Origin of the sequence: Bacillus sp. EB01 (assembly GCF_000613125.1) — a bacterium.
Taxonomy (GTDB): Bacteria; Bacillota; Bacilli; order Bacillales; family Cytobacillaceae; genus Bacillus_D.
This window is the reverse complement of the sequence record NZ_HG964497.1, coordinates 5,062,894-5,083,838: the sequence shown is the minus strand read 5'-3', so window position 1 is coordinate 5,083,838 and position 20,945 is coordinate 5,062,894. Positions and strand designations below refer to the sequence as shown.

General features: G+C 44.7%; 16 protein-coding genes and 1 tRNA gene. 2 read left to right on the top strand and 15 right to left on the bottom strand.

Annotation, left to right across the window (positions count from 1 at the left end):
• Positions 1-86 precede the first annotated feature (86 nt).
• Positions 87-281 (top strand): hypothetical protein, encoded by a 195-nt coding sequence (locus TY16_RS23960; RefSeq protein ID WP_043934219.1) that lies wholly within the window; start codon positions 87-89, stop codon positions 279-281.
• Between the two features lie 17 nt (positions 282-298).
• Here the strand turns inward: TY16_RS23960 and ysxE are convergent, their stop codons facing one another.
• From ysxE to hemA, 8 genes are all read right to left on the bottom strand, one after another.
• On the bottom strand, positions 299-1,330 hold the full coding sequence (ysxE, locus tag TY16_RS23955) for a spore coat protein YsxE (protein ID WP_043934218.1): 1,032 nt from the start codon (positions 1,328-1,330) through the stop codon (positions 299-301).
• 77 nt (positions 1,331-1,407) lie between these two features.
• Complete coding sequence (locus TY16_RS23950; protein WP_043934217.1) at positions 1,408-2,706, bottom strand: LysM peptidoglycan-binding domain-containing protein; 1,299 nt, start codon at positions 2,704-2,706, stop codon at positions 1,408-1,410.
• Positions 2,707-3,310: 604 nt separating this feature from the next.
• Positions 3,311-4,597, bottom strand: coding sequence for a glutamate-1-semialdehyde 2,1-aminomutase (gene hemL, locus TY16_RS23945; protein WP_043934216.1), 1,287 nt, complete (start codon positions 4,595-4,597; stop codon positions 3,311-3,313).
• Positions 4,598-4,679: 82 nt separating this feature from the next.
• Positions 4,680-5,654: a porphobilinogen synthase gene (hemB, locus tag TY16_RS23940; protein ID WP_197028444.1), complete on the bottom strand. Its 975-nt coding sequence runs from the start codon at positions 5,652-5,654 to the stop codon at positions 4,680-4,682.
• A 63-nt stretch (positions 5,655-5,717) separates the two neighbouring features.
• Positions 5,718-6,497 (bottom strand): uroporphyrinogen-III synthase, encoded by a 780-nt coding sequence (locus TY16_RS23935; RefSeq protein ID WP_043934214.1) that lies wholly within the window; start codon positions 6,495-6,497, stop codon positions 5,718-5,720.
• The gene (gene hemC / locus TY16_RS23930; RefSeq protein ID WP_043934213.1) at positions 6,494-7,432 is read right to left on the bottom strand and encodes a hydroxymethylbilane synthase; all 939 of its coding nucleotides are present in this window, start codon (positions 7,430-7,432) and stop codon (positions 6,494-6,496) included. The genes TY16_RS23935 and hemC overlap by 4 nt, the downstream gene beginning before the upstream one ends.
• Positions 7,433-7,447: 15 nt before the next feature.
• Positions 7,448-8,281: a cytochrome c biogenesis protein gene (locus TY16_RS23925; RefSeq protein ID WP_043934212.1), complete on the bottom strand. Its 834-nt coding sequence runs from the start codon at positions 8,279-8,281 to the stop codon at positions 7,448-7,450.
• Positions 8,282-8,295: 14 nt separating this feature from the next.
• A complete protein-coding gene (gene hemA / locus TY16_RS23920) occupies positions 8,296-9,642 on the bottom strand; it encodes a glutamyl-tRNA reductase (RefSeq protein ID WP_043934211.1) in 1,347 nt (448 codons plus the stop codon).
• Positions 9,643-9,855: 213 nt separating this feature from the next.
• Here hemA and TY16_RS23915 point away from each other — a divergent pair, with 213 nt between their 5' ends.
• Positions 9,856-10,341 carry a LiaI-LiaF-like domain-containing protein gene (locus TY16_RS23915; protein ID WP_043934210.1) on the top strand — a complete coding sequence of 162 codons (486 nt, stop codon included), beginning with the start codon at positions 9,856-9,858 and terminating at the stop codon, positions 10,339-10,341.
• Positions 10,342-10,686: 345 nt separating this feature from the next.
• On the opposite strand, the gene yihA is transcribed toward TY16_RS23915, so the two are convergent.
• From yihA to TY16_RS23875, 7 genes are all read right to left on the bottom strand, one after another.
• Positions 10,687-11,295 carry a ribosome biogenesis GTP-binding protein YihA/YsxC gene (yihA, locus tag TY16_RS23910; RefSeq protein ID WP_043934209.1) on the bottom strand — a complete coding sequence of 203 codons (609 nt, stop codon included), beginning with the start codon at positions 11,293-11,295 and terminating at the stop codon, positions 10,687-10,689.
• Positions 11,292-13,619, bottom strand: coding sequence for an endopeptidase La (gene lon / locus TY16_RS23905; protein ID WP_043934955.1), 2,328 nt, complete (start codon positions 13,617-13,619; stop codon positions 11,292-11,294). The genes yihA and lon overlap by 4 nt, the downstream gene beginning before the upstream one ends.
• Positions 13,620-13,959: 340 nt before the next feature.
• The gene (lonB, locus tag TY16_RS23900) at positions 13,960-15,675 is read right to left on the bottom strand and encodes an ATP-dependent protease LonB (protein WP_043934208.1); all 1,716 of its coding nucleotides are present in this window, start codon (positions 15,673-15,675) and stop codon (positions 13,960-13,962) included.
• A gap of 529 nt (positions 15,676-16,204) precedes the next feature.
• Positions 16,205-17,467, bottom strand: coding sequence for an ATP-dependent protease ATP-binding subunit ClpX (clpX, locus tag TY16_RS23890; RefSeq protein ID WP_043934206.1), 1,263 nt, complete (start codon positions 17,465-17,467; stop codon positions 16,205-16,207).
• 499 nt (positions 17,468-17,966) lie between these two features.
• Complete coding sequence (gene tig / locus TY16_RS23885) at positions 17,967-19,259, bottom strand: trigger factor (protein ID WP_043934205.1); 1,293 nt, start codon at positions 19,257-19,259, stop codon at positions 17,967-17,969.
• A gap of 131 nt (positions 19,260-19,390) precedes the next feature.
• Positions 19,391-20,422 (bottom strand): tetratricopeptide repeat protein, encoded by a 1,032-nt coding sequence (locus TY16_RS23880; RefSeq protein WP_043934204.1) that lies wholly within the window; start codon positions 20,420-20,422, stop codon positions 19,391-19,393.
• Positions 20,423-20,695: 273 nt separating this feature from the next.
• Positions 20,696-20,769, bottom strand: a tRNA-Arg gene (locus tag TY16_RS23875).
• Positions 20,770-20,945 lie beyond the last annotated feature (176 nt).

The window sequence follows — 20,945 nt, the reverse complement described above, 5'->3', positions numbered from 1 at the left end:
AAACTTCCATTAGTATGGCTTTACCACGACTGGTATTCAGTTGAAGAAATTTGGGTGGTTTTTTTAAGCAAAAAGGGGGAAGTGCGGTGAAAAGGAGAAGATTCAACATTTATACTTATCCTCCGTGGGTGAGGACAATTAGAGCGGTTGCAGCCCAGTTCAGCATCCCATTCTGTATCTTTCAAGGAATTCGGACGATTCTGCTGCCAACGACATTTGATGTACTCCTGCTAGCGGGATTAATTTTACTAGCAACTGCCTTATACCTTGAAATCATTTAAGGAGCCAAGTGATGTGGTCACTGGGCTCCTTCTTTTTGTGCCTCCGCCTGGCGGTCCATTTCCGCAAGCCGGATGACAAGATATTCGGTATTTTTCAAATGCCAATATTCCTTTAGCAGCCTTCTGGAAAAGGCATACTCGTTCCGTCCTTTCTCATTGTTAAAATACGCTTCCGCTACTCTTGTGATTTGAAGCGGATGCGCCAGGTAACTATAAAAAAGCAGCTTCTCGTCAGGCTTGAAGGGAAAATACTTAAAATAGTGGGTTGTCGTTGCAACCGCCTCTTCATTTTGCTTCGGCGTGGTCCTGAGCATCTTTGAGATGAACGGAAGTAAATCATGGATAGGCGAACCTAAGCCAGCTCTTTCAAAGTTTATAAAATAACCATAGCCATTCTCGTTATAAACAAAGTGCTCCGGCTTTAATTTTCCATGGACAATGACCATCCTGGCCTTTTCATCATCCTTAGTTTTTTCCTGCCATTCCTGAAGCTTTTCCTTTGAGTATTTCACCGCCTGGCTGATTTCATTGTAATAAAGGCAGAACTGCAGCTCAAACGGCGACATATAGGTTCTCTTTTCGCAAGCTTCAATGAATCCATCCAGGAACTCCTGATTTTTATCATAATGGAGGGTCATTTTTTCAAAATGTTCCGAGCGCTCTTCTTTATCCACCTTTACTTCTCGTGCAGAAAGAGTGTGAAGGCGGGCAAGTTCGCGGACCATCTGCATACTTCTTTCCCTGTATGCCTGCTGCGCCTCGTTCGGCAGCCATGGCATCAGATAATAAAGCCTTTGGCCCGACAAGATTCCATACCTGCCATCAAGAGCCGGATAGATAGGAACAATTCTGTTATAGCCGCGCTGATAGAGGTACTGGACATGCTTGATGAAATCGATCCCTGTATGCGCATCGATAGACTTAAGAGCAAATGACCCTTTGTTGCTGTATATTTTTTTGATATTGCCGAAGTCCTCTATAAAATAAGGTTCAATCCCGTATTGCTGCAACAATGGCGCGAATTCCCTCAACCGGTTTTGTTCATTCATCGGAATTCAGCTCACTTCCGGATTGTAAAATAACAAAACAGTGAGCGAGCATGGTGCCCGCTCAACTGAGATTGCAGTTATTTCTTTGCAAATGCTTCAGGTATATAAAGCACTTGCCCTTCAAAGACATCCTGGTTTATTTCAAGGTTGTTATAGCGGAGTATATTTTGAACCGAGACGCTGTACCTGTCTGACAGGCTGTCAAGAGAATCGCCTTTTTGGACTATGCATACCTTCAACTTTGCATGCCTCTCCTGTTCGTCCCTGCGGGCAAAAAATTCAGTCAGTGACATGCTGTTCTTCTTGGCCTTCTTCTTTTGAACAGGTGGAGACGATGACGATTCATGCTCGACTTCCTCTGTTTCCGCTACCGGAGCGGCAGGCTGTTCAACCTGGGCTGCGCCTTCAGATTCCATCTGGTCTACTGCAGACTGCTGATCCTCAGAATTAGATATGACGTCTTGCTGCTGAGCTTGTTCATGTGCTGCTTCAGGCTGGAAGCCCTGTTGATTATTTACTTCTGGATACTTGGTTACTCCAGGCTGACCGCCTGTTTGGTACTGGGTTGCCTCTGGGTATTGAGCTGCCCCTGGCTGTTGCTGCACCTGCGGTTGAGGTACTGGCGGCTGTGCTAGAGGCTGTTGGAATGGCTGAGCCAGTCCTGGCTGCATTTCGCCCCTCCCTGCCACAGACTGTGCTTGATTCCAATACGACGCAAACGAAGGATTGAATGGAAATGCAGAGAATGTCGCCAGTTCATCGGGATTTTCTTCCGGCATTCTTCTGGCTTCCGCTTCAAAAACCAACTCCTCGTCTTCCTGTTCTTCTTCTTCCTCTTCTTCTTCTTCCTCTGCCGCATATTCTTCTTCGAGTTCTTCCTCAGTCTCGTATTCACGGAGCTGAGCTTCCAGGAAAATTTCTTCTGGCTCCTCTTTCACTTCAGGCTCTCCCGCATAGATGCCGCTAATAATCAGCTCTGCAGTCAGTTTCATGCAGCTTCTTTCCGTAAAAGAATAATCAAATGAATCCACAATTACATCAATATCATAGATGCTTTCAATCCGATTTACCGGAATGGTAATGTCAACGGGGAACCTGTGAGCAAACTCCCAAACCCCCTCCTCACGCCACGCTGCGGACTGGACATATCTTAGAGCCGGCTCAGCTTCATCATATTCCTGCGGCCCATCCCCGTTGCACTCATATTCTCCTGTCAAATCAAGCGCACCACGGATGCTGATGTATCCGTCGCTCTCCTGGACTGTTATGTCCGGGCTCAGCGAAATCGAGACAAGTTCATCGACTTCCTGTCCTTTCCGAAACCATAAGGATTCTTCTAAAGTAAATCGCAAAGACGATTTATTCTCCTGAGACAAAGCGACTCCTCCTTTCATCTCTTTCGTAAAAAATCACCATGTCACTTACACTCTATGAAAATTTTTGGGCGATTATGATTAAAACGAGGAGTCTGGCCCAGGCAAATGTTAAATACCTTCCGTCATAGTGGGATAGGTTGTGATGGAGAGATAAAAACCGTCTTAGTGCATTTTGTTATTGAAGACAATTGGGATTGAGAGGTGCGGGGGGGTTGTAGGTTTCGGGTTGTGGCTAGTGAAAAGTAGTCACGAATTTGTTGCTTTGGTGGTTAGAATTAACTAAATAATTTATGATACCTACCTGACAGTAACTAATCCCTGCACGGCAGTAACTATTTTAGAAAAGGAAATGGCTAGTGATAGAGTGTGAAAACTAACTAAATCCGATGACTAACCGTTGACTATATTCTAGTAAAAAAGAATATGAAACCTGCCTGACAGTAACTAACCCCTGCACGGCAGTAGCTATATCAGAAAAATATTCACTAGTGAAAAAGTGTGGTTTTCCATTCTGAAAACTGAATTTAAAATCAAAAGCCACCCTACCCAACAGCCAAAATAAAAAAAGCACCCCCGATCCAAAGAAAGGGAATGCCTAACTAATTTATTTTAGCTTCGAAAATGCCACTTCAGCAGCTTGAATGGTCTTTTCGATGTCTTCGTCGCTGTGAGCGGTAGACAGGAACAGACCTTCGAACTGGGATGGTGGCAGGAAGACGCCCTGGTTGGCCATTTCCGCGTAGTATTGCGCGAAGAATTCAAGGTTCGATGTCTTGGCAATGTCATAGTTGGTGACTTTTTCGTTTGTAAAGAAAATGCCGATCATAGAACCTGCACGGTTGATGCAGTAAGGGATGCCATGTTTCTCGGCAGCCTCACTCAGGCCTTTTTCAAGCATATCAGCCTTGCGTCCAAACTCTTTGTATGTTTCAGGAGTCAGCTGGCTCAAGGTCGCATAACCTGCAGTCATTGCAAGCGGGTTGCCGGACAGAGTGCCTGCCTGGTAAATTGGGCCGGCTGGCGCGATTTGCTGCATGATGTCGGCACGGCCGCCGAATGCACCTACCGGAAGTCCGCCGCCGATAACCTTGCCAAGGCATGTCAAGTCTGGTGTAACGCCAAAGTACCCCTGTGCACAATTGTAGTCAACGCGGAATCCAGTCATAACTTCATCAAAAATCAACAATGAACCATATTGAGTGGTGATTTCCCGCAAGCCTTCAAGGAAACCTGGCAGCGGAGGAACAACGCCCATATTGCCTGCAACCGGTTCAACGATTAAACCGGCAATGTCTTCGCCGAATTGTTCAAACGCATAGCGGACTGCTTCAAGGTCATTGTAAGGAACTGTAATTGTATTCTTTGCAATGCCTTCCGGTACGCCAGGGCTGTCAGGCAACCCAAGTGTCGCAACACCGGAGCCTGCTTTAATCAGCAAGGAGTCACCGTGGCCATGGTAGCAGCCTTCGAACTTAAGAATCTTGTTTCGGCCAGTAAAACCACGTGCTAGGCGCAAAGCGCTCATTGTCGCTTCAGTTCCGGATGAAACCATTCGAACGATTTCGATGGAAGGAACACGGTCAATAACGAGCTTTGCCACTTCGTTTTCCATCAAGGTCGGAGCGCCAAAGCTTGTACCAAGCTCAGCAACTTGCTTGATTGCTTCAACGACTTTATCGTTTGTATGGCCAAGAATCAGCGGACCCCAGGATAATACATAATCGATGTATTCATTGCCATCAATATCGTAAATTTTAGAGCCTTTACCCCGCTCCATGAAGATCGGTTCCATATTGACCGCCTTGAACGCGCGGACAGGGCTGTTAACACCGCCTGGCAAAAGTTGTTTCGCTTCTTTAAAAGCTGCAATTGATTTTTCGTAAGAGCGCATCACGGTTCCCTCATTTCTCTATTTAAGGATAGTCACTACATTGTCCAGCTTCAGTGCCCGTAGAATAAGCACTTCCGCTTTTCTATTCTTTCAGCCATTTCGCTGCGTCTTTGGCAAAGTACGTTATGATCAGGTCAGCGCCGGCGCGTTTCATCCCGGTCAGCATTTCAAGGACAATTGCTTTTTCATCGATCCAGCCTTGTTGGGCCGCACCTTTGACCATCGAATATTCGCCGCTTACGTTGTAGGCAACAACAGGCAAGTTGAAGTTATTTTTCACATCGCGGACAATGTCCAGATAAGACAGAGCCGGCTTGACGATAAGGAAGTCCGCTCCTTCAAGGACATCGGATTCTGCTTCGCGCATAGCCTCAATCCGGTTGGCAGGGTCCATCTGATAGGTTTTCCTGTCGCCAAATTGCGGTGTGCTTTCTGCTGCTTCACGGAATGGCCCGTAAAAAGCAGATGAATATTTAACAGCGTAGCTCATAATCGGAACTTCAAGGAAGCCAGCTTCATCAAGCCCGGCACGAATTGCAGCCACGAAGCCGTCCATCATATTGGAAGGAGCAATGATGTCAGCGCCTGCTTTTGCCTGGCTGACTGCTGTTTTGACAAGCAGTTCAAGCGACTCGTCATTCAGGACCCGGCTTCCTTCAACAACTCCGCAATGGCCATGGCTTGTATACTCACACAGGCATGTATCCGCTACAACTAGCATTTCTGGGTGGCGTTCTTTAATGAAACGTGTTGCTTCCTGGACAATCCCATGGTCGTGGAATGCTCCGGTTCCGCATTCGTCCTTATCCTGTGGAACACCGAACAGGATGACCGATTTGATTCCAAGCTCAACGACTTCATCAATTTCGGCACCAAGCAGGTCCATTGATACCTGGAACACTCCTGGCATTGAGGAAATTTCATTTTTAATATTCTCGCCTTCAATGATGAACATAGGGTAAATGAAATCATCGACATGAAGATGGGTTTCCCTGACAAGTGCCCTCATATTCGCGCTAGTGCGCAGGCGGCGATGACGTGAAAATTGAAGTTCCATAATTCTTACCTCCGGACTATTTCTGGTAAAACCAGAATCGTATTCTTTTTCTATTGTACTAGCTTATTGAACGCTTTCCAAATATTCGATGGTACTCTCAACCATATTCGCAACTGTATACTGCTCCGGCGACGCATGGACAGTAAAGCCAAATTCAAGCAGCCGCTGATGGGTGACAGGCCCGATACATGCCACAATGCAGCGGTCAACCTCATCCCGAAGTCCATACTCTTCAACCGCTTCCATAAAATGATTCACGGTCGAAGGGCTAGTGAACATGAGAATATCAAGTCCACCCTCAGAAAGGGCTTTTTTTAGGTTTAGTTTGCTCGGTTCAGGAAGTAACGTTTCATATACAACGATTTCATCAGCATACGAGCCGTTTTCCCTGATTGTCATCGCAATAAGTTCCCTTGCCAGATTTCCTTTTGGAATCAGGACCCGGGAACCCGGATTAATATGGGCGATGAACTCTTCGGCGAAAACCTCCGCAACGTATTTGGAAGGTACAAAGTGCGGTCCAAGACCTTTTTTCTCCAAAAGAATGCCTGTCCTTTCCCCGATTGCGGCAACCTTTGGGAGGTGTGCAGGCGATCCTTCCGGGAAGAAAGACAGGAAAGTTTCGACGGTCGTATTGCTTGTAAAAACAATCCAATCATACGATTCCAGTGAATTTAGCACTTGCTTGAGGTTCCCATCCAAGCTAATTGGCTTAAAGGAAATAAGAGGGATTTCGACTGGAATCCCTCCGTACTTTTCAATGAGCCGTGAAAATGATTTGGCCTGGCCGGCCCCCCTCGGTATCAATACTTGTTTACCTGCCAGGGGCTCCGAGGTAATCATTCACTTTCCAGCTCCTCTTTTACTTTATCAATAAGTTCTTTTGCGCCTTTTTCGATCAGGAGGCTGGCAGCCTTTTCCCCAATCTCTTCTGGGTTTGTGCCTGTAACTGTGTCTTTGTAGACTTCTTTGCCATCTGGAGAAGCGACAAGTACGTTAAGTGAAATTTCTCCGTCTTCTTCAGCAGTTGCAAACCCTGCGATTGGCACCTGGCAGCCGCCTTCCATCTTTTGCAGGAAGGAGCGCTCAGCACGCACAGCAAGCGCAGTCTTTTTACAGGTGAATTTTTCAAAAATCTCGAGCAGTTCAGTATCATCTTCACGGCACTCAATTGACAATGCACCCTGGCCAACAGCCGGAATACAGGTTTCGGCATCGATGAATTCAGTGACTACTTCCTTTGCCCAGCCAAGGCGGGAAAGCCCAGCTGCAGCGAGAATAATAGCATCGTATTCGCCGTTATTCAGCTTCTCGAGGCGTGTATCAACATTTCCGCGGATCCATTTGATCTCAAGATCCGGCCGCTTTAAAAGCAACTGCGAGCTGCGGCGCAGGCTGCTTGTTCCAACAACCGCACCTGCAGGAAGGTCCATTAATTTCACGTGGTCTCTTGAAATTAGAGCATCACGATGATCTTCACGGAACGGGATGCAGCCGATTGTCAAACCTTCTGGAAGGACAGCAGGCATATCTTTCATGCTGTGAACGGCCATATCGATTTCTTTATCAAGCATGGCCTGTTCGATTTCTTTTACAAAAAGGCCTTTGCCACCCACTTTTGAGAGCGTAACATCAAGGATTCGGTCCCCTTTTGTGACAATTTCCTTCACTTCAAATTCATACGATGGCCCCGCAATTTCCTTTAATTGCTCGATAACCCAATTTGTCTGGGTAAGCGCCAATTTGCTGCGTCTGGAACCTACTATTATTTTTCTCATATGATGCCTCCTAATCTACGAATACCAAAAGTGGAATGACGACAATTTTCCAAAAAGGAAGAAGTTGATCAACACAAATAGGAAAGCGGCTATATTCCATATCGCAAGCTGCCTGCCTGCAATGTTTTTTACAATTCTCAAATAAAGGTAAACACTATACGCTCCAAGCAAGATGAAAGAGCCAAGCACCTTGGAGTCATACCAGGGCATTTCCGGCACCTTCCAGTATGCCCAATGAAGCCCGAGAATCAGGCTTAGAAGAAGCATAGGTACGCCAATCACTGCATGAAGATAGCTGAATTGTTCGAGCTTGGAAAGATCCGCGATACGGATGAGCCTGGCTCCCCACTTTTTTCTTTTCAACAAATCATACTGAATCATGTAAAGCAGGGAAAATACAAATGACATAGTAAATGCCCCGTAGGACAAAATAGCCATCGTTATATGGATAAGGAGTAGCTCGGAAATGAGCTGCTCGCTAATCAAATGAGATTCATACTGGTCCGGTGTGAAAATATGGATGACCATGATGATGAAACCAAGTATGTTCGTGAAAAATACGATAAAATCCATTTTTAGAAGCCTGTTAATTCCCAGTGAGAGCGTTATCAGTACCCATGTGTAAAAATAAAGGCCCTCGGATATCGTCAGGACAGGAAACCGTCCGGTATTGACCATATAAAAAATTAAGAAGCCCGTTTGCAAAACCCATACAAATGCAAGTAACCAGAAGGCAACCTTATTCGCCTTCCGGTTATGGTGGATAAAATCAAAGAAATATAACAGCACGCTTAAGGCATATAGGATAACCGTCAATTCGTGCAGTCGCGTCATGTGGATGTCAAACATAGACATTACCCCTCTTATGACTGAAAGGAAGCCTGCGGTGCATGAACCAAATCTTTCGCGGTTTCGGCTGCTTTCGATTGTTGTTGCTCCTCGACAAGCTCTTTGATATTAAAGATTGTCATGAACAAATCGAGAGCCTCATCGGCATCAGGGCGCGCGGCCAGTTCTTTTGCCTGGAGGATTGGATCTTTAAGCAGCTGATTAATTATGCTCTTCGTATGCTTGTTCAATACCTTTTTATCCCTATCGGAAAGGTGTGGCAGTTTGCGCTCGATACTGACCATAGTTTCGGACTGGATTACATGGGCTTTTTCCCTAAGCGCCGAGATGACGGGCACAACTCCAAGCGTGTTCAGCCACTGTTTAAAATCAACAATTTCCTTCTCAATCATCATCATGATGGCCGCAGCAGCTTTCTTCCGCTCCTGAAGGTTAGCCTCAACAATTCCCTCAAGGTCATCAATATCATATAAAAACACACTATTCAATTCGGAAATGCGAGGGTCGAGGTCGCGCGGCACTGCGATGTCAACCATGAACAATGGCTTCCCTTTACGTCGCTTTTCAACCTGTTCCATCATTTCCTTTGTAATCACGAAATTACTTGCACCAGTCGAGCTAATTAAAATATCGGCTTCAACAAGTGAATTTTTAAGTTCGAAAAGCTGCTTTGCCTGTCCGCCAAATTTTTCGGCCAGTACAAGTGCTTTTTCATAGGTCCTATTTATGACTGTCACGCCGCCAACGCCAGATCCATGAAGGTTCTGCGCAGCGAGTTCACCCATTTTGCCAGCTCCGAAAATCAGGACATGCTTATCTTCAAGCGATCCAAAAATCTTCCTGGCAAGTTCAACTGCTGCATAACTTACTGATACCGCATTGGCACCAATATCAGTTTCAGCATGGCCACGTTTGGCAACGGTAATAGCTTGTTTAAACAAATGATTGAATACAGTCCCTGTCGTCTTCGCCTCTTGTGAAAGAAGGAAGCTCGACCTTACCTGTCCAAGGATTTGGGTTTCGCCAAGAACCATTGAGTTCAAACCGCAGGAAACATTAAAAAGATGTTCCACGGCTCCATCACTTTCATATATGAATAGGTATGGCGAGAATTCAGCCTGCTCCAGCCCAAACCAATCAGCGAGGAATTCTTTTATATAGTACCGTCCAGTATGGATCTGGTCCACAACTGCATATATCTCTGTCCTGTTGCATGTTGACAAGATGACGTTCTCGAGAATGCTCTTTTTGGCGTTCAGGGCGGCCGTCGCCTTCCCAAGATCATTCGGATTGAACGTCAGTCGCTCACGAATTTCAACAGGGGCGGTTTTATAATTTAGTCCTGCCACTAAAATATGCATGTGTTAACTAACACCCCCAACTTTATCACGTAACTAACTACTGAGATTATATCATGGCCAATTTAGCAGCCAACCTGAAAAATGTGAACAGAAAGCGAAACTCTATGTTAATATTAAGAATAAATTAATCAAAAATTAATAGTTCGTCCCTATGTACATTAGCAAATTTAGCTAGTTTTTTCAAGGATACCTTACTGGAAGCGATGTGAATGAATGAGAACGCAGCAAATATTCCCCGGGGTTATTCTAATCGGCTTCGGAGCTTATTTCTTTTTGGAGCAATCAGGCTTCACAGCATTAAAACAATTCTATACATGGCCTACTCTTCTATTGATTGTCGGAGTTGCTTTTCTCTGCCAGGGCTATTTGGCCAAAGACCATACCTCAATCTTGCCAGGAATCATTCTGGCTGGCTTTGGGCTCCATTTTCATGTGGTAGGGAAGCTCCCATTTTGGCCCCCGCATATCGGGACATTCTTGGCCATTATCGCAGTTGGCTTCTTGCTCCAATACCAAAAAACAGGTAAAGGGCTACTAAACGGCCTCCTATTTCTGATCGTTGCAATCCTGCTTTTGTTCACTGACAAGGTCGGGGTTTGGCTTAGCCTTGTCGAGAGCAGCATTTCACTGATCTGGAAATTCTGGCCGCTTCTTCTCGTCCTTGCCGGGGCGTGGATGGTCCTATTCAGGAGAAAGTAAGCCAAGGTCGTTATATGACCAAAAGTCTGTGAGAGTTCATGTTAAATACATGGCTCTCTTTTTATTAGTGACTTTAAATTCCAGCAATCAACGATAGGTTACTAAGAGCTGCTATCAGTAACTTTATGAAGAGCTTGGCCATCAATAAAGTTACTTAGAGCTTCTATAAGTTACCTTACGATGTGCTCAGTTACCTACAAGGTCACTTAGCTTTTACTTTACCGCATACACCCGTTGATTATTCTATGAAGCTTTCCTTTATGGACCCGCTACAACCTTCTTGCTTAACTCCAAAAAATAAAAGCTGGAGGCAGGCCAAATATGGCTTCCCCCCAGCTTTTTTTATTATTCGCTATTCGTCCTGTTATCTTCTTTCATATAGCTCTTCAGCACTCCCCAGGCTTCATCCCTTCCAAGTCCAGTTTCGGACGAGAACAGTACCATTGGGTCATTAGGGTCGGCATTCAAGGTTTGCTTGACGACCTTCAGATGCTTTTGCCATTTTCCCTTTGGGATTTTATCAGCCTTGGTCGCAATAATAATGCATGGAATGTTATAGTGCTTTAGAAATTCATACATCGTTACATCATCCTTTGAGGGCGGATGGCGAAGGTCGATAATTTGGACGACCGCCTTCAGCTGCTCACGGGACGTGATGTATGTTTCAATCATTTTCCCCCAGGCTTCCCGTTCCGTTTTCGAAACCTTGGCATAGCCATAGCCCGGTACATCAACGAAGTGAAGGATTTCATTGATTAGATAGAAATTCAGCGTCTGCGTTTTCCCTGGTTTCGAGGAAGTCCGCGCCAAATTCTTCCGGTTCAGCATCTTGTTTATAAATGAGCTTTTCCCGACATTCGAACGGCCGGCTAAAGCAAACTCTGGCAAAGCCGAATCAGGATACTGATCCGGCTTGACCGCGCTTATTACTATGTCTGCACTTGTTACCTTCATGCTTTTCCTCCATCCGATAGCGCATGCTTCAGCACCTCATCGACATGGGAAACGAGAACGAATTCCAACTGGTTGCGCACACTTTCTGGGATATCATCAATGTCTTTTTCATTGTCTCTCGGTAAAATAATCTTCGTAAGTCCGGCACGATGAGCGCTTAGGGTTTTTTCCTTCAATCCGCCAATTGGCAGTACGCGCCCCCTCAAAGTAATTTCGCCTGTCATCCCGACTTCACGGCGAATCGGCTTACCCGATAATGCTGAAACAAGCGCAGTTGCAATTGTAATCCCCGCGGAAGGACCGTCTTTCGGAACAGCGCCCTCTGGAACGTGGATATGGATATCATGTTTTTCATGGAAGTCTGGATCGATTCCAAGTTCGGACGCATTTGAACGGATATAGCTAAACGCAGCCTGAGCACTTTCCTTCATAACATCCCCAAGCTTTCCTGTTAAAACAAGCTTGCCTTTTCCAGGGGAAATTGACACTTCAATCTGAAGTGTATCGCCGCCCACAGTTGTATAAGCAAGACCTGTCGCAACACCAACCTGGTCCTCAAGCTCAGCCTGACCATAACGGAAAACTGGTTTGCCAAGGAATTCCTCAAGATTTTTTTCCGTAACAACAACCTTTTTCTTTTCACCAGCAACAATAATTTTTGCGGTTTTCCGGCAAATCTTCGCCATTTGGCGCTCAAGGCTGCGGACACCCGCTTCTCTTGTATAATAACGGACAACCTTCAGGATGGCCTCCTCCCTAATCTGGAGAGTACCTTTTGAAAGACCGTTTTCTTTAATTTGCTTTGGAAGCAAATGATCCTTTGCAATATGGACTTTCTCAACTTCCGTATAACCAGCTATCGTAATGATTTCCATCCTGTCACGCAATGGACCCGGAATGGTCGCAAGGTTATTGGCGGTCGCGATGAACATAACTTTGGAAAGATCATATGGCTCTTCAATGTAATGATCGCTAAAATTGAAGTTTTGTTCAGGGTCAAGCACTTCAAGCATGGCCGCTGATGGATCCCCGCGGAAATCGCTCGACATCTTGTCGATTTCATCGAGAAGGAAAACCGGATTGATTGTACCAGCTTTTTTCATGCCTTGGATGATGCGTCCTGGCATTGCCCCGACATACGTCCGTCTGTGGCCGCGGATTTCGGATTCATCCCGGACACCGCCCAAAGAAACACGGATGAAATTGCGGTTAAGCGAGCGGGCAATTGACTTGGCCAGACTCGTCTTCCCAACTCCCGGAGGTCCCGCAAGGCAAAGAATCGGCCCTCTCAGAGAATTAGTCAGCTTTTGGACTGCCAGATACTCAAGGACACGTTCTTTTACTTTTTCGAGCCCATAATGGTCTTCATTGAGAATTTCTTCTGCTCTTGCGATATCCAGGTCATCTTCGGTCCTTTTTGTCCATGGAATCACAACAAGCCATTCAATGTAATTACGGATTACAGCGCTTTCCGCCGAGCTTGACGGTACTTTTTCATAACGGTCCAGTTCACGGTATGCAACAGCCTGGACTGATTCCGGCATCCCTGCCATCTCAATTTTCTCTGTGAGTTCGGCAACTTCACCAGTTTTTCCTTCTTTGTCACCAAGTTCTTTCTGGATGGCCTTCATTTGCTCACGGAGGTAGTATTCCTTCTGGGTGCGTTCCATTGACCGTTTGACACGCTGGCCAATTTTCTTCTCGAGGTTAAGAACTTCCTTCTCATTGTGGATGATATCGACTACCTTGCTCATCCGTTCCTTCACATCAATCGTCTCAAGAATTTCCTGCTTATCCTTCAGCTTGAGAGGAAGATGGGATGAAATGATATCCGCCATCCTGCCTGGCTCTTCGATGTCTGTAACGGACGCATATGTCTCCGCGGAAATCTTCTTTGACATCTTTATGTATTGTTCAAAATAATCAAGCATTGTTCTCATTAATGCCTGATCTTCAACATCCTTTGTTTCTTTGTCTTCAAACTCCTCAACAGTTACAGAGAAGTATTCTTCCCTGTCATAAAAGGAGACAATCTTGGCACGCTTTAGCCCCTCCACGAGAACACGGATCGTTCCGTTTGGCAGCTTTAGCATTTGCTTTACTTTTGTCAACGTACCCATGTTATATAAGTCATCTTCAGACGGCTCGTCTATCGAAATATCTTTTTGGGTTGTTAAAAATATTAGATGGTCATCGACCATTGCCCGTTCGAGCGCTTGAACCGATTTTTCACGGCCAACATCCAGATGGAGCACCATTGTTGGATAGACCAGCAGCCCTCTAAGCGGCAGGAGGGGGACTTGTTTCTCATTCGTTTCTGCCATTACCCATGCACCTCCAAAATGCATTCATTTATCCCTTTTTAGGGGGAATTTGTCTTTGTTCAATTCTATCTTATTTAAGAAAACGTGTCTAATATATCATCCCTAATCCTTTTAGGTTTAGGCAAGTGTACCCGCCTTCTTAGTATCCTGTTCGAGTTAGTATTTATGTTGTTTCTATTAAAAAATTCTTTTAGAAGAAGACGGAGGGCATTCCTCTTATAAGACTTCCTTGAATCTCCATTGTTAAATACACATTGGGCCGTCAATTATGAGAAGTCTAATCTCAGTTAAAAAAGGAACCTCGGCCAAACGTATCCGAAGTTCCCTGTTCATTTGAGATCTATACAGATTCCTTTTTGGACATTTGAACGGCTGCGGGGATGACAGTTCCGTCCCCTTCAGCAATCACATGAGTTCCGCCACTTTGTGGGACGGCGTTATTTGAAGAATCTTTTTTGAGAGCAAGATCGATTACTTCATTAAAGTGTGTGACCGGTATAATTTCAATACCATCTATCTCATTGAGGATAGACTGCATGTTCTCAGCAGGGACAATCACAGTTTTGGCACCAGCTTTTTTGGCAGCGACAACCTTCGCAAAAACGCCTCCGATTGGTTTTACATGCCCATGGATGGAAATTTCACCTGTCATTGCCACACGGTTATCAACCGGGATTTTATAAATAGCAGAGTAAATTCCAGTTGCCATCGCAATCCCTGCGGAAGGCCCGTCGATTGGGATGCCTCCGGGGAAATTCACATGAATATCAAACTCATCCGCCGGAACTTCCATTGTTCTTAGGACGGTAATAACATTTTCAATCGAGCCGCGCGCCATACTCTTGCGCCGAATCGATTTTCCCTGGCCGCCAATGCTTTCTTCCTCGACAATCCCGGTAATATTGATTGAACCTTTTTCTTTTGCCGGAATGACACTCACTTCAATTTCTAAAAGAGCACCTGAATTAGGTCCGTAAACCGCCAGCCCATTAACAAGCCCTATCGCAGGCAGGTCGTTGATTTTCCGTTCCATTCTCGGTGATGCCTGGCTGGAATGGATAACCCACTCAATATCTTCGTCTTTAATTTCTTTCCTGTCCTGGGTAATGGCAAGCCCGGCAGCTGTTTGAATCATATTGACTGCTTCACGCCCATTTCGTGCATAATTTGAAAGGATTTCAAGGCCGCTTTCATTGATTGCCATCTCAACCTTGTCCGCAGCTTTTTTCGCAACGGTCATGATTTCGTCCTGGCTTAACTCTCTGAAAAATACCTCCATACAGCGAGAACGGATGGCAGGCGGTATTTCATTTGGGGTCCTCGTCGTTGCACCAATCAGCCGGAAGTCAGCCGGAAGGCCATTTTTGAAAATATCATGTATATGGGTTGGAATCGAGGGGTTTTCTTCGTGGTAATACGCACTTTCAAGAAAAACCTTTCTATCCTCAAGCACCTTTAAAAGCTTGTTCATTTGAATTGGGTGCAGCTCGCCAATCTCATCAATGAAAAGAACTCCACCATGGGCATTGGTAACTGCACCCTGTTTTGGCTGCGGAATCCCGGCCTGCCCCATTGCCCCTGCTCCCTGATAAATAGGGTCATGGACAGAACCGATTAGAGGATCGGCAATGCCTCGTTCGTCAAACCTTGCTGTTGTCGCGTCAAGTTCTATAAAGACGGAGGATTGCTGAAACGGTGACTTTTGGTTTCGCTTTGCTTCCTCCAATACAAGTCTCGCTGCAGCAGTTTTACCGACACCCGGAGGACCATACACAATGACATGCTGGGGATTAGGTCCGCAAAGTGCTGCCTTTAACGCTTTAATTCCATCTTTTTGACCTACAATATCATCAAAGGAGGCCGGCCTTACTCTTTCCGCAAGCGGCTCTGTCAGAGAAATCGATCTCATTTTGCGGAGCTGTTCCATTTCCTTCTTAGATTCTTTATCAATAGTGACCTTTTGAGTACGTTGATTCTTTAGCAAATTCCAAAAATACAGCCCGATAATGATTCCGAAGAAGAGCTGTACAAACAAGGCGATTCCCATCCAACTCATCCTTTTCCCTCCTGAACAATACGTTTTCCGTTACTTGTTAGTATTTCCGTTGAAGGGTTCGAATAAACAAAAAGTTACTGAATATTGGAGTGGTAAAAAGTGAGGTTTACAAAGACAGGAGTATGACCCTGCGGAGACCAAAGATTTATAACGTTCCTTGTACAGAATAAAAGAAACACCGTAAGCAGCTAACCTGTTTTTTTGGAGGAACTAGTGTCGAGGACATTTCACTGTCTAAGAAATTGAAATTGTCCGTCGAAAACATATTTCAAGGACATTTCACCCTTAAAAAAATTGAAATTGTACTTGAAACCCTCTTTCAAGGACATTTCATTCCAAAAAAAGTTGAAATCGTACTCGAAAACATATTTCAAGGACATTTCACTCCTTCAAAAATTAAATTCGCACTCGGAAAATTTTTTTCAAGTACACTATTGTTTCTTGAGCCAGCCAGGTACATTTTAAAAAAGCCATTGCCGAAAACAATAAAAAGCTGCCCGGCACAGTGGCCGGACAGCAGTATTTACGTTTAGGCGGATGTACGCTCTTCGTTGATGACGGTGCCTTCCTCATTGACAAGCTTTGGAACGCTGTTGTCTGTGACTGTTTCCTTCGTGATGATACATTTTGTAATATCATCGCGGGAAGGAAGGTCGAACATGACATCCAGCATGATTCCTTCAATGATGGAACGCAAGCCGCGTGCCCCTGTTTTACGCTCAATTGCTTTTTTAGCAATTTCCACTAGGGCACCCTCTTCAAATTCAAGCTCTACCTCATCAAGCTCAAGCATCTTCTGATACTGCTTAACTAGAGCGTTTTTTGGTTTTGTAAGGATTTCAATCAGCGCATCTTCGTCAAGCTGTTCAAGGCTCGCAATAACTGGAAGACGGCCGATGAATTCAGGGATAAGCCCGAATTTCAACAAGTCTTCTGGAAGGACCTTAGAAAGCAATTCCTTCTGGCTGACTTCTACCTGCTTTACATCAGAGCCGAAACCGATGACCTTCTGGCCTAGGCGGCGCTTGATAATCGATTCGATTCCATCAAAAGCTCCACCGCAAATGAACAGAATATTTGTGGTATCGATTTGGATGAACTCCTGGTGAGGATGCTTCCTGCCTCCCTGTGGAGGAACGCTCGCAACAGTTCCTTCAAGGATTTTTAGAAGCGCCTGCTGAACACCTTCACCTGAAACATCTCTTGTAATAGATGGATTTTCAGATTTACGTGCAACCTTGTCAATTTCATCAATATAAATGATCCCTTTTTCTGCCTTTTCGACATCATAGTCGGCAGCCTGGATCAATTTCAGCAAAATGTTTTCGACGTCTTCACCGACATAACCTGCTTCAGTTAGCGAGGTAGCATCTGCAATCGCGAACGGTACATTCAGGATGCGGGCAAGTGTCTGAGCGAGGAGAGTTTTCCCGCTGCCAGTAGGCCCAATCATACAGATATTGCTCTTTGAAAGTTCAACATCATCGATTTTGCTATTGGAGTTAATGCGCTTGTAGTGGTTGTAAACTGCCACAGAAAGCGACTTTTTTGCCTTTTCCTGACCGATGACATATTCATCAAGGATTTCGAGGATTTCCTTTGGCTTAGGAACATCCTTGAACTCGACTTCCTCTTCAGTGCCAAGCTCCTCCTCGACGATTTCAGTACATAATTCAATGCACTCATCACATATATATACTCCAGGACCAGCGACAAGCTTGCGGACCTGATCCTGCGTCTTGCCACAGAAGGAACATTTTAACTGCCCTTTTTCATCATTGAATTTGAACAAATCTTTCACCCCTCTAAAACGGATTCTCTTATTAATAAGCTGCTTATTTGCAGGCTTAAATTTGAAATTTGGGAACAATCTTACAAGCAAAAGGCGTTATGTATTGCATTGTACCACATGATACATGCTTTCTGGAAATGATAACTCTCGCCGATTCCGCCTAAAATCTTCCACAAATTCCGAAATAACCTGCATGGCCAAACGGTATCTCTTGTCCAGCTTCAGCACTACCGTGCGCTTCCGCTTTCCTATGTACTTACTAAAGCTTAACCACATTTAGCATGAATTAAGCCCAATGCCTAAAAACTTTTGATATGTATAATAGATGAAACTTAAGATTTCCGCTGCTGGCGTGGAGCCTTCAGCTTCAATCGAACTGCTGAATTTCTTTAATCCACTTTTTCAATATAAAGTTCTACTCTTATTATAATATGTAATCGCTAAATTGTATAAAACAAGGCACGATAAATCGCGCCTTGTTTTTTTATGTTATATAGAATTATTCAGCAGCAACTGTTTTGCTGTTTTCAACCAGGAAGTCAACTGCCTTATTTTTGTTAAGGTCAGACTTGATGCCTTCAGTTCCGCCAAGAGCCATGATGATGTTCTCTGGAGTCATGTTGTACATCTCGGACATCTTAGTTAGTTCTGCATTAACATCTTCTTCGGAAACTTCGATGTTTTCAGCTTCAGCAATTGCGTCAAGCACAAGGCTTACACGGACACGCTGTTCAGCATCACTCTTCATTTGTTCGCGAAGAGCTGCTTCATCCTGCCCGGAGAACTGGTAGTAAAGCTCCATGTTCATTCCTTGCATTTGCAGACGCTGTTCGAATTCTTGAAGCATACGGTCTGTTTCGTTACGGACCATTGCTTCTGGAACTTCGACTTCTGCATTTGCAGCAGCTTTTTCTACAACAGAATCGCGGACATGATGCTCTTTTTGATGTCCTTTGTCATGCTCAAGGCGTGAACGGATCTTAGCTTTCAACTCATCAAGAGTTTCAACTTCATCATCTACATCCTTGGCAAACTCATCATCAAGTGCAGGAAGTTCCTTTGACTTGATTTCATGAACAGTTACCTGGAAATTAGCTGCTTTGCCAGCAAGTTCTGCAGCATGGTATTCCTCTGGGAATGTTACTTCAACATCCTTTGATTCACCAGCAGAAACGCCTACAAGCTGCTCTTCGAAACCAGGGATGAATGAACCAGAACCAAGCTCCAGGGAATAGTTTTCAGACTCGCCGCCTTCAAATGCTTCGCCATCAACGAAACCTTTGAAATCCATTACGACAGTATCGCCTTCTGCAGCCGCGCCTTCTTCTTTAACAACAAGCTCGGAATGACGTTCCTGCATAGTCTTGATTTCAGCGTCAACGTCCTCTTCGCTTACAGTTGTATCAAATTCAGTTACTTCAAGGCCTCTGTATTCGCCAAGTTTTACTTCAGGCTTTACTTCAACAGTAATTTTGAATACTGCGCTTGAGCCTCTTTCGAACTTCTCAACATCAACTTCAGGACGGTCAATTGGCTCAATGCCAGTTTCGTCAAGTGCGGAAGAATAAGCTTCCGGCAAAAGGTAGTCGATAGCATCCTGGTAGAGTGCTTCAACTCCATACATTTTTTCAAAAAGCGGACGAGGCATTTTTCCTTTACGGAAGCCAGGCGCGTTAACTTGCTTTACAACTTTTTTAAAAGCAATATCAAGAGACTCCGCAACTTTTTCTTCACTTACTTCTACAGTAAGGACACCGCGGTTCCCTTCTAATTTTTCCCAAGTAGCAGACATTTTGTTCCCTCCAACAATCTATTTCCTAATTTACCAATGGTAGAATCGCTCGCTATGTAAGGCATAAGCTGTTTTTACACATTGCAACCACTACATTATAACATACGATTTTGTTCTTTCAACTCTGGGGCCTAAATTATAGGATAAGAAATTTCCTCCACTTTTCTAATCCAACTGGCAGCTTCACTCACATGCTCTGCGATTGTACCGTATTTTTCGGCTAATCTCTCAATATCAGGCTCATTGCCAAGGTAGAGGAGTGCAGTATATTCAAACGCTGCAGCCCACGCAGCTTGATCGGCCGGTAATAATTCGAATGGATACACAGCAAATGCGTGTCGTGCCAACAGGCTTAATGCACTTTCCAGCAAAAGCGGGTCCTGATGCTCAAGAGCCTTGATTAGCTGAACTCCCGCCTCATTATCGTTTGGCTGGGAATGGGGTGGCTTAAGCTCTTCTGGATTTATTTTTTCCAGCATCCCAAACTTCCTTACATTGATAACATTCGTGACTTCCTGCTCTCGCAAGATATTCAACAGCATTGTCTTCAGGAATGGATGGCCCTCTTCGGCTGATAGGAAAGTTGAAATTTCCTCTACAAACGGGCGGATGTTCTGGTTGGAAAGTTTCCCGGCAATTCCTACCTGCTCGTTCAAGTCCGTTTTCGAGAACAAATCCAGGTCTCCCGGTTTGAGTTCTTCCTGATGAGAAGTTTCTGCTTCCATCTCCTCAAGAGGTTGGACAGGTTCCTGTTCCGAGAGCCTCTGACAAAACTGGAGGATTGTGATGAAATGCTCTTTCTTCTCAGCTGGCACCTCCTTTTCCTCAATTAATGCTTCCAAAATTTTCGTGATTTCTTTATATTCATGAAGCTGAATAAGAATCGTGATATACATTTCTACGATCTGAAAATAATCTCCCTGACCGACTATAAGCATTTCCTTGCATAGTTCCTTTGCCTTGTTCAGTGCTCCCGCCTCAAAATAAGCCAGAACGAGCGCGGCCATAACATCCTCATTATCGGAGTCAAGTTCATACCCCTGCTCGAGCAGCTCAATTGCTTCCCGAAATTGTTTATCCTGCAGAGCTTCAATCCCTTTTTCGACTAACCGCCGTTCAACATTTGGAAAAAGGACAATATTGTCTCCATCTTCCTTTTTCATAAAAATCATCCTTTAAGTCATACATGCTTTAGTTGAAAAAAGTTTAGCATGGAGTTTGTAAAAATACAATTTATAGCAGGAGTAACATATATCAAATTTATCTCTTCTATATAGTATTTCAATAAACGTTCCCTACTAACTTCCGAAAAAGATACTTTTAAGCGTAGTATCACGTATAGCTTCTGAAATTCCTTACCCACGGCAAGTTCAAGTAACTATTTTGAGATAAAGAAAAAGCCGGCAGCCTCGTTTTGAGGTTACCGGCTAGTATAGCGTCCCAGGAGAGATTCGAACTCCCGACCGCACGCTTAGAAGGCGTGTGCTCTATCCAGCTGAGCTACTGGGACATGATAAAAAAATAAAATAAAGTTTATTTTACACAAACTGTCTTGATACTATCCCACCCCTGCCTCAGAAAGTTAATTCAAGGAGTCGCTCGGCAGGTGCGCTGATGTTATTCAAAGAAGCATATTCAGCGAGCTGAGTACTGGGACATGATAGAAAAGTGAATCCGTTCGTTTAA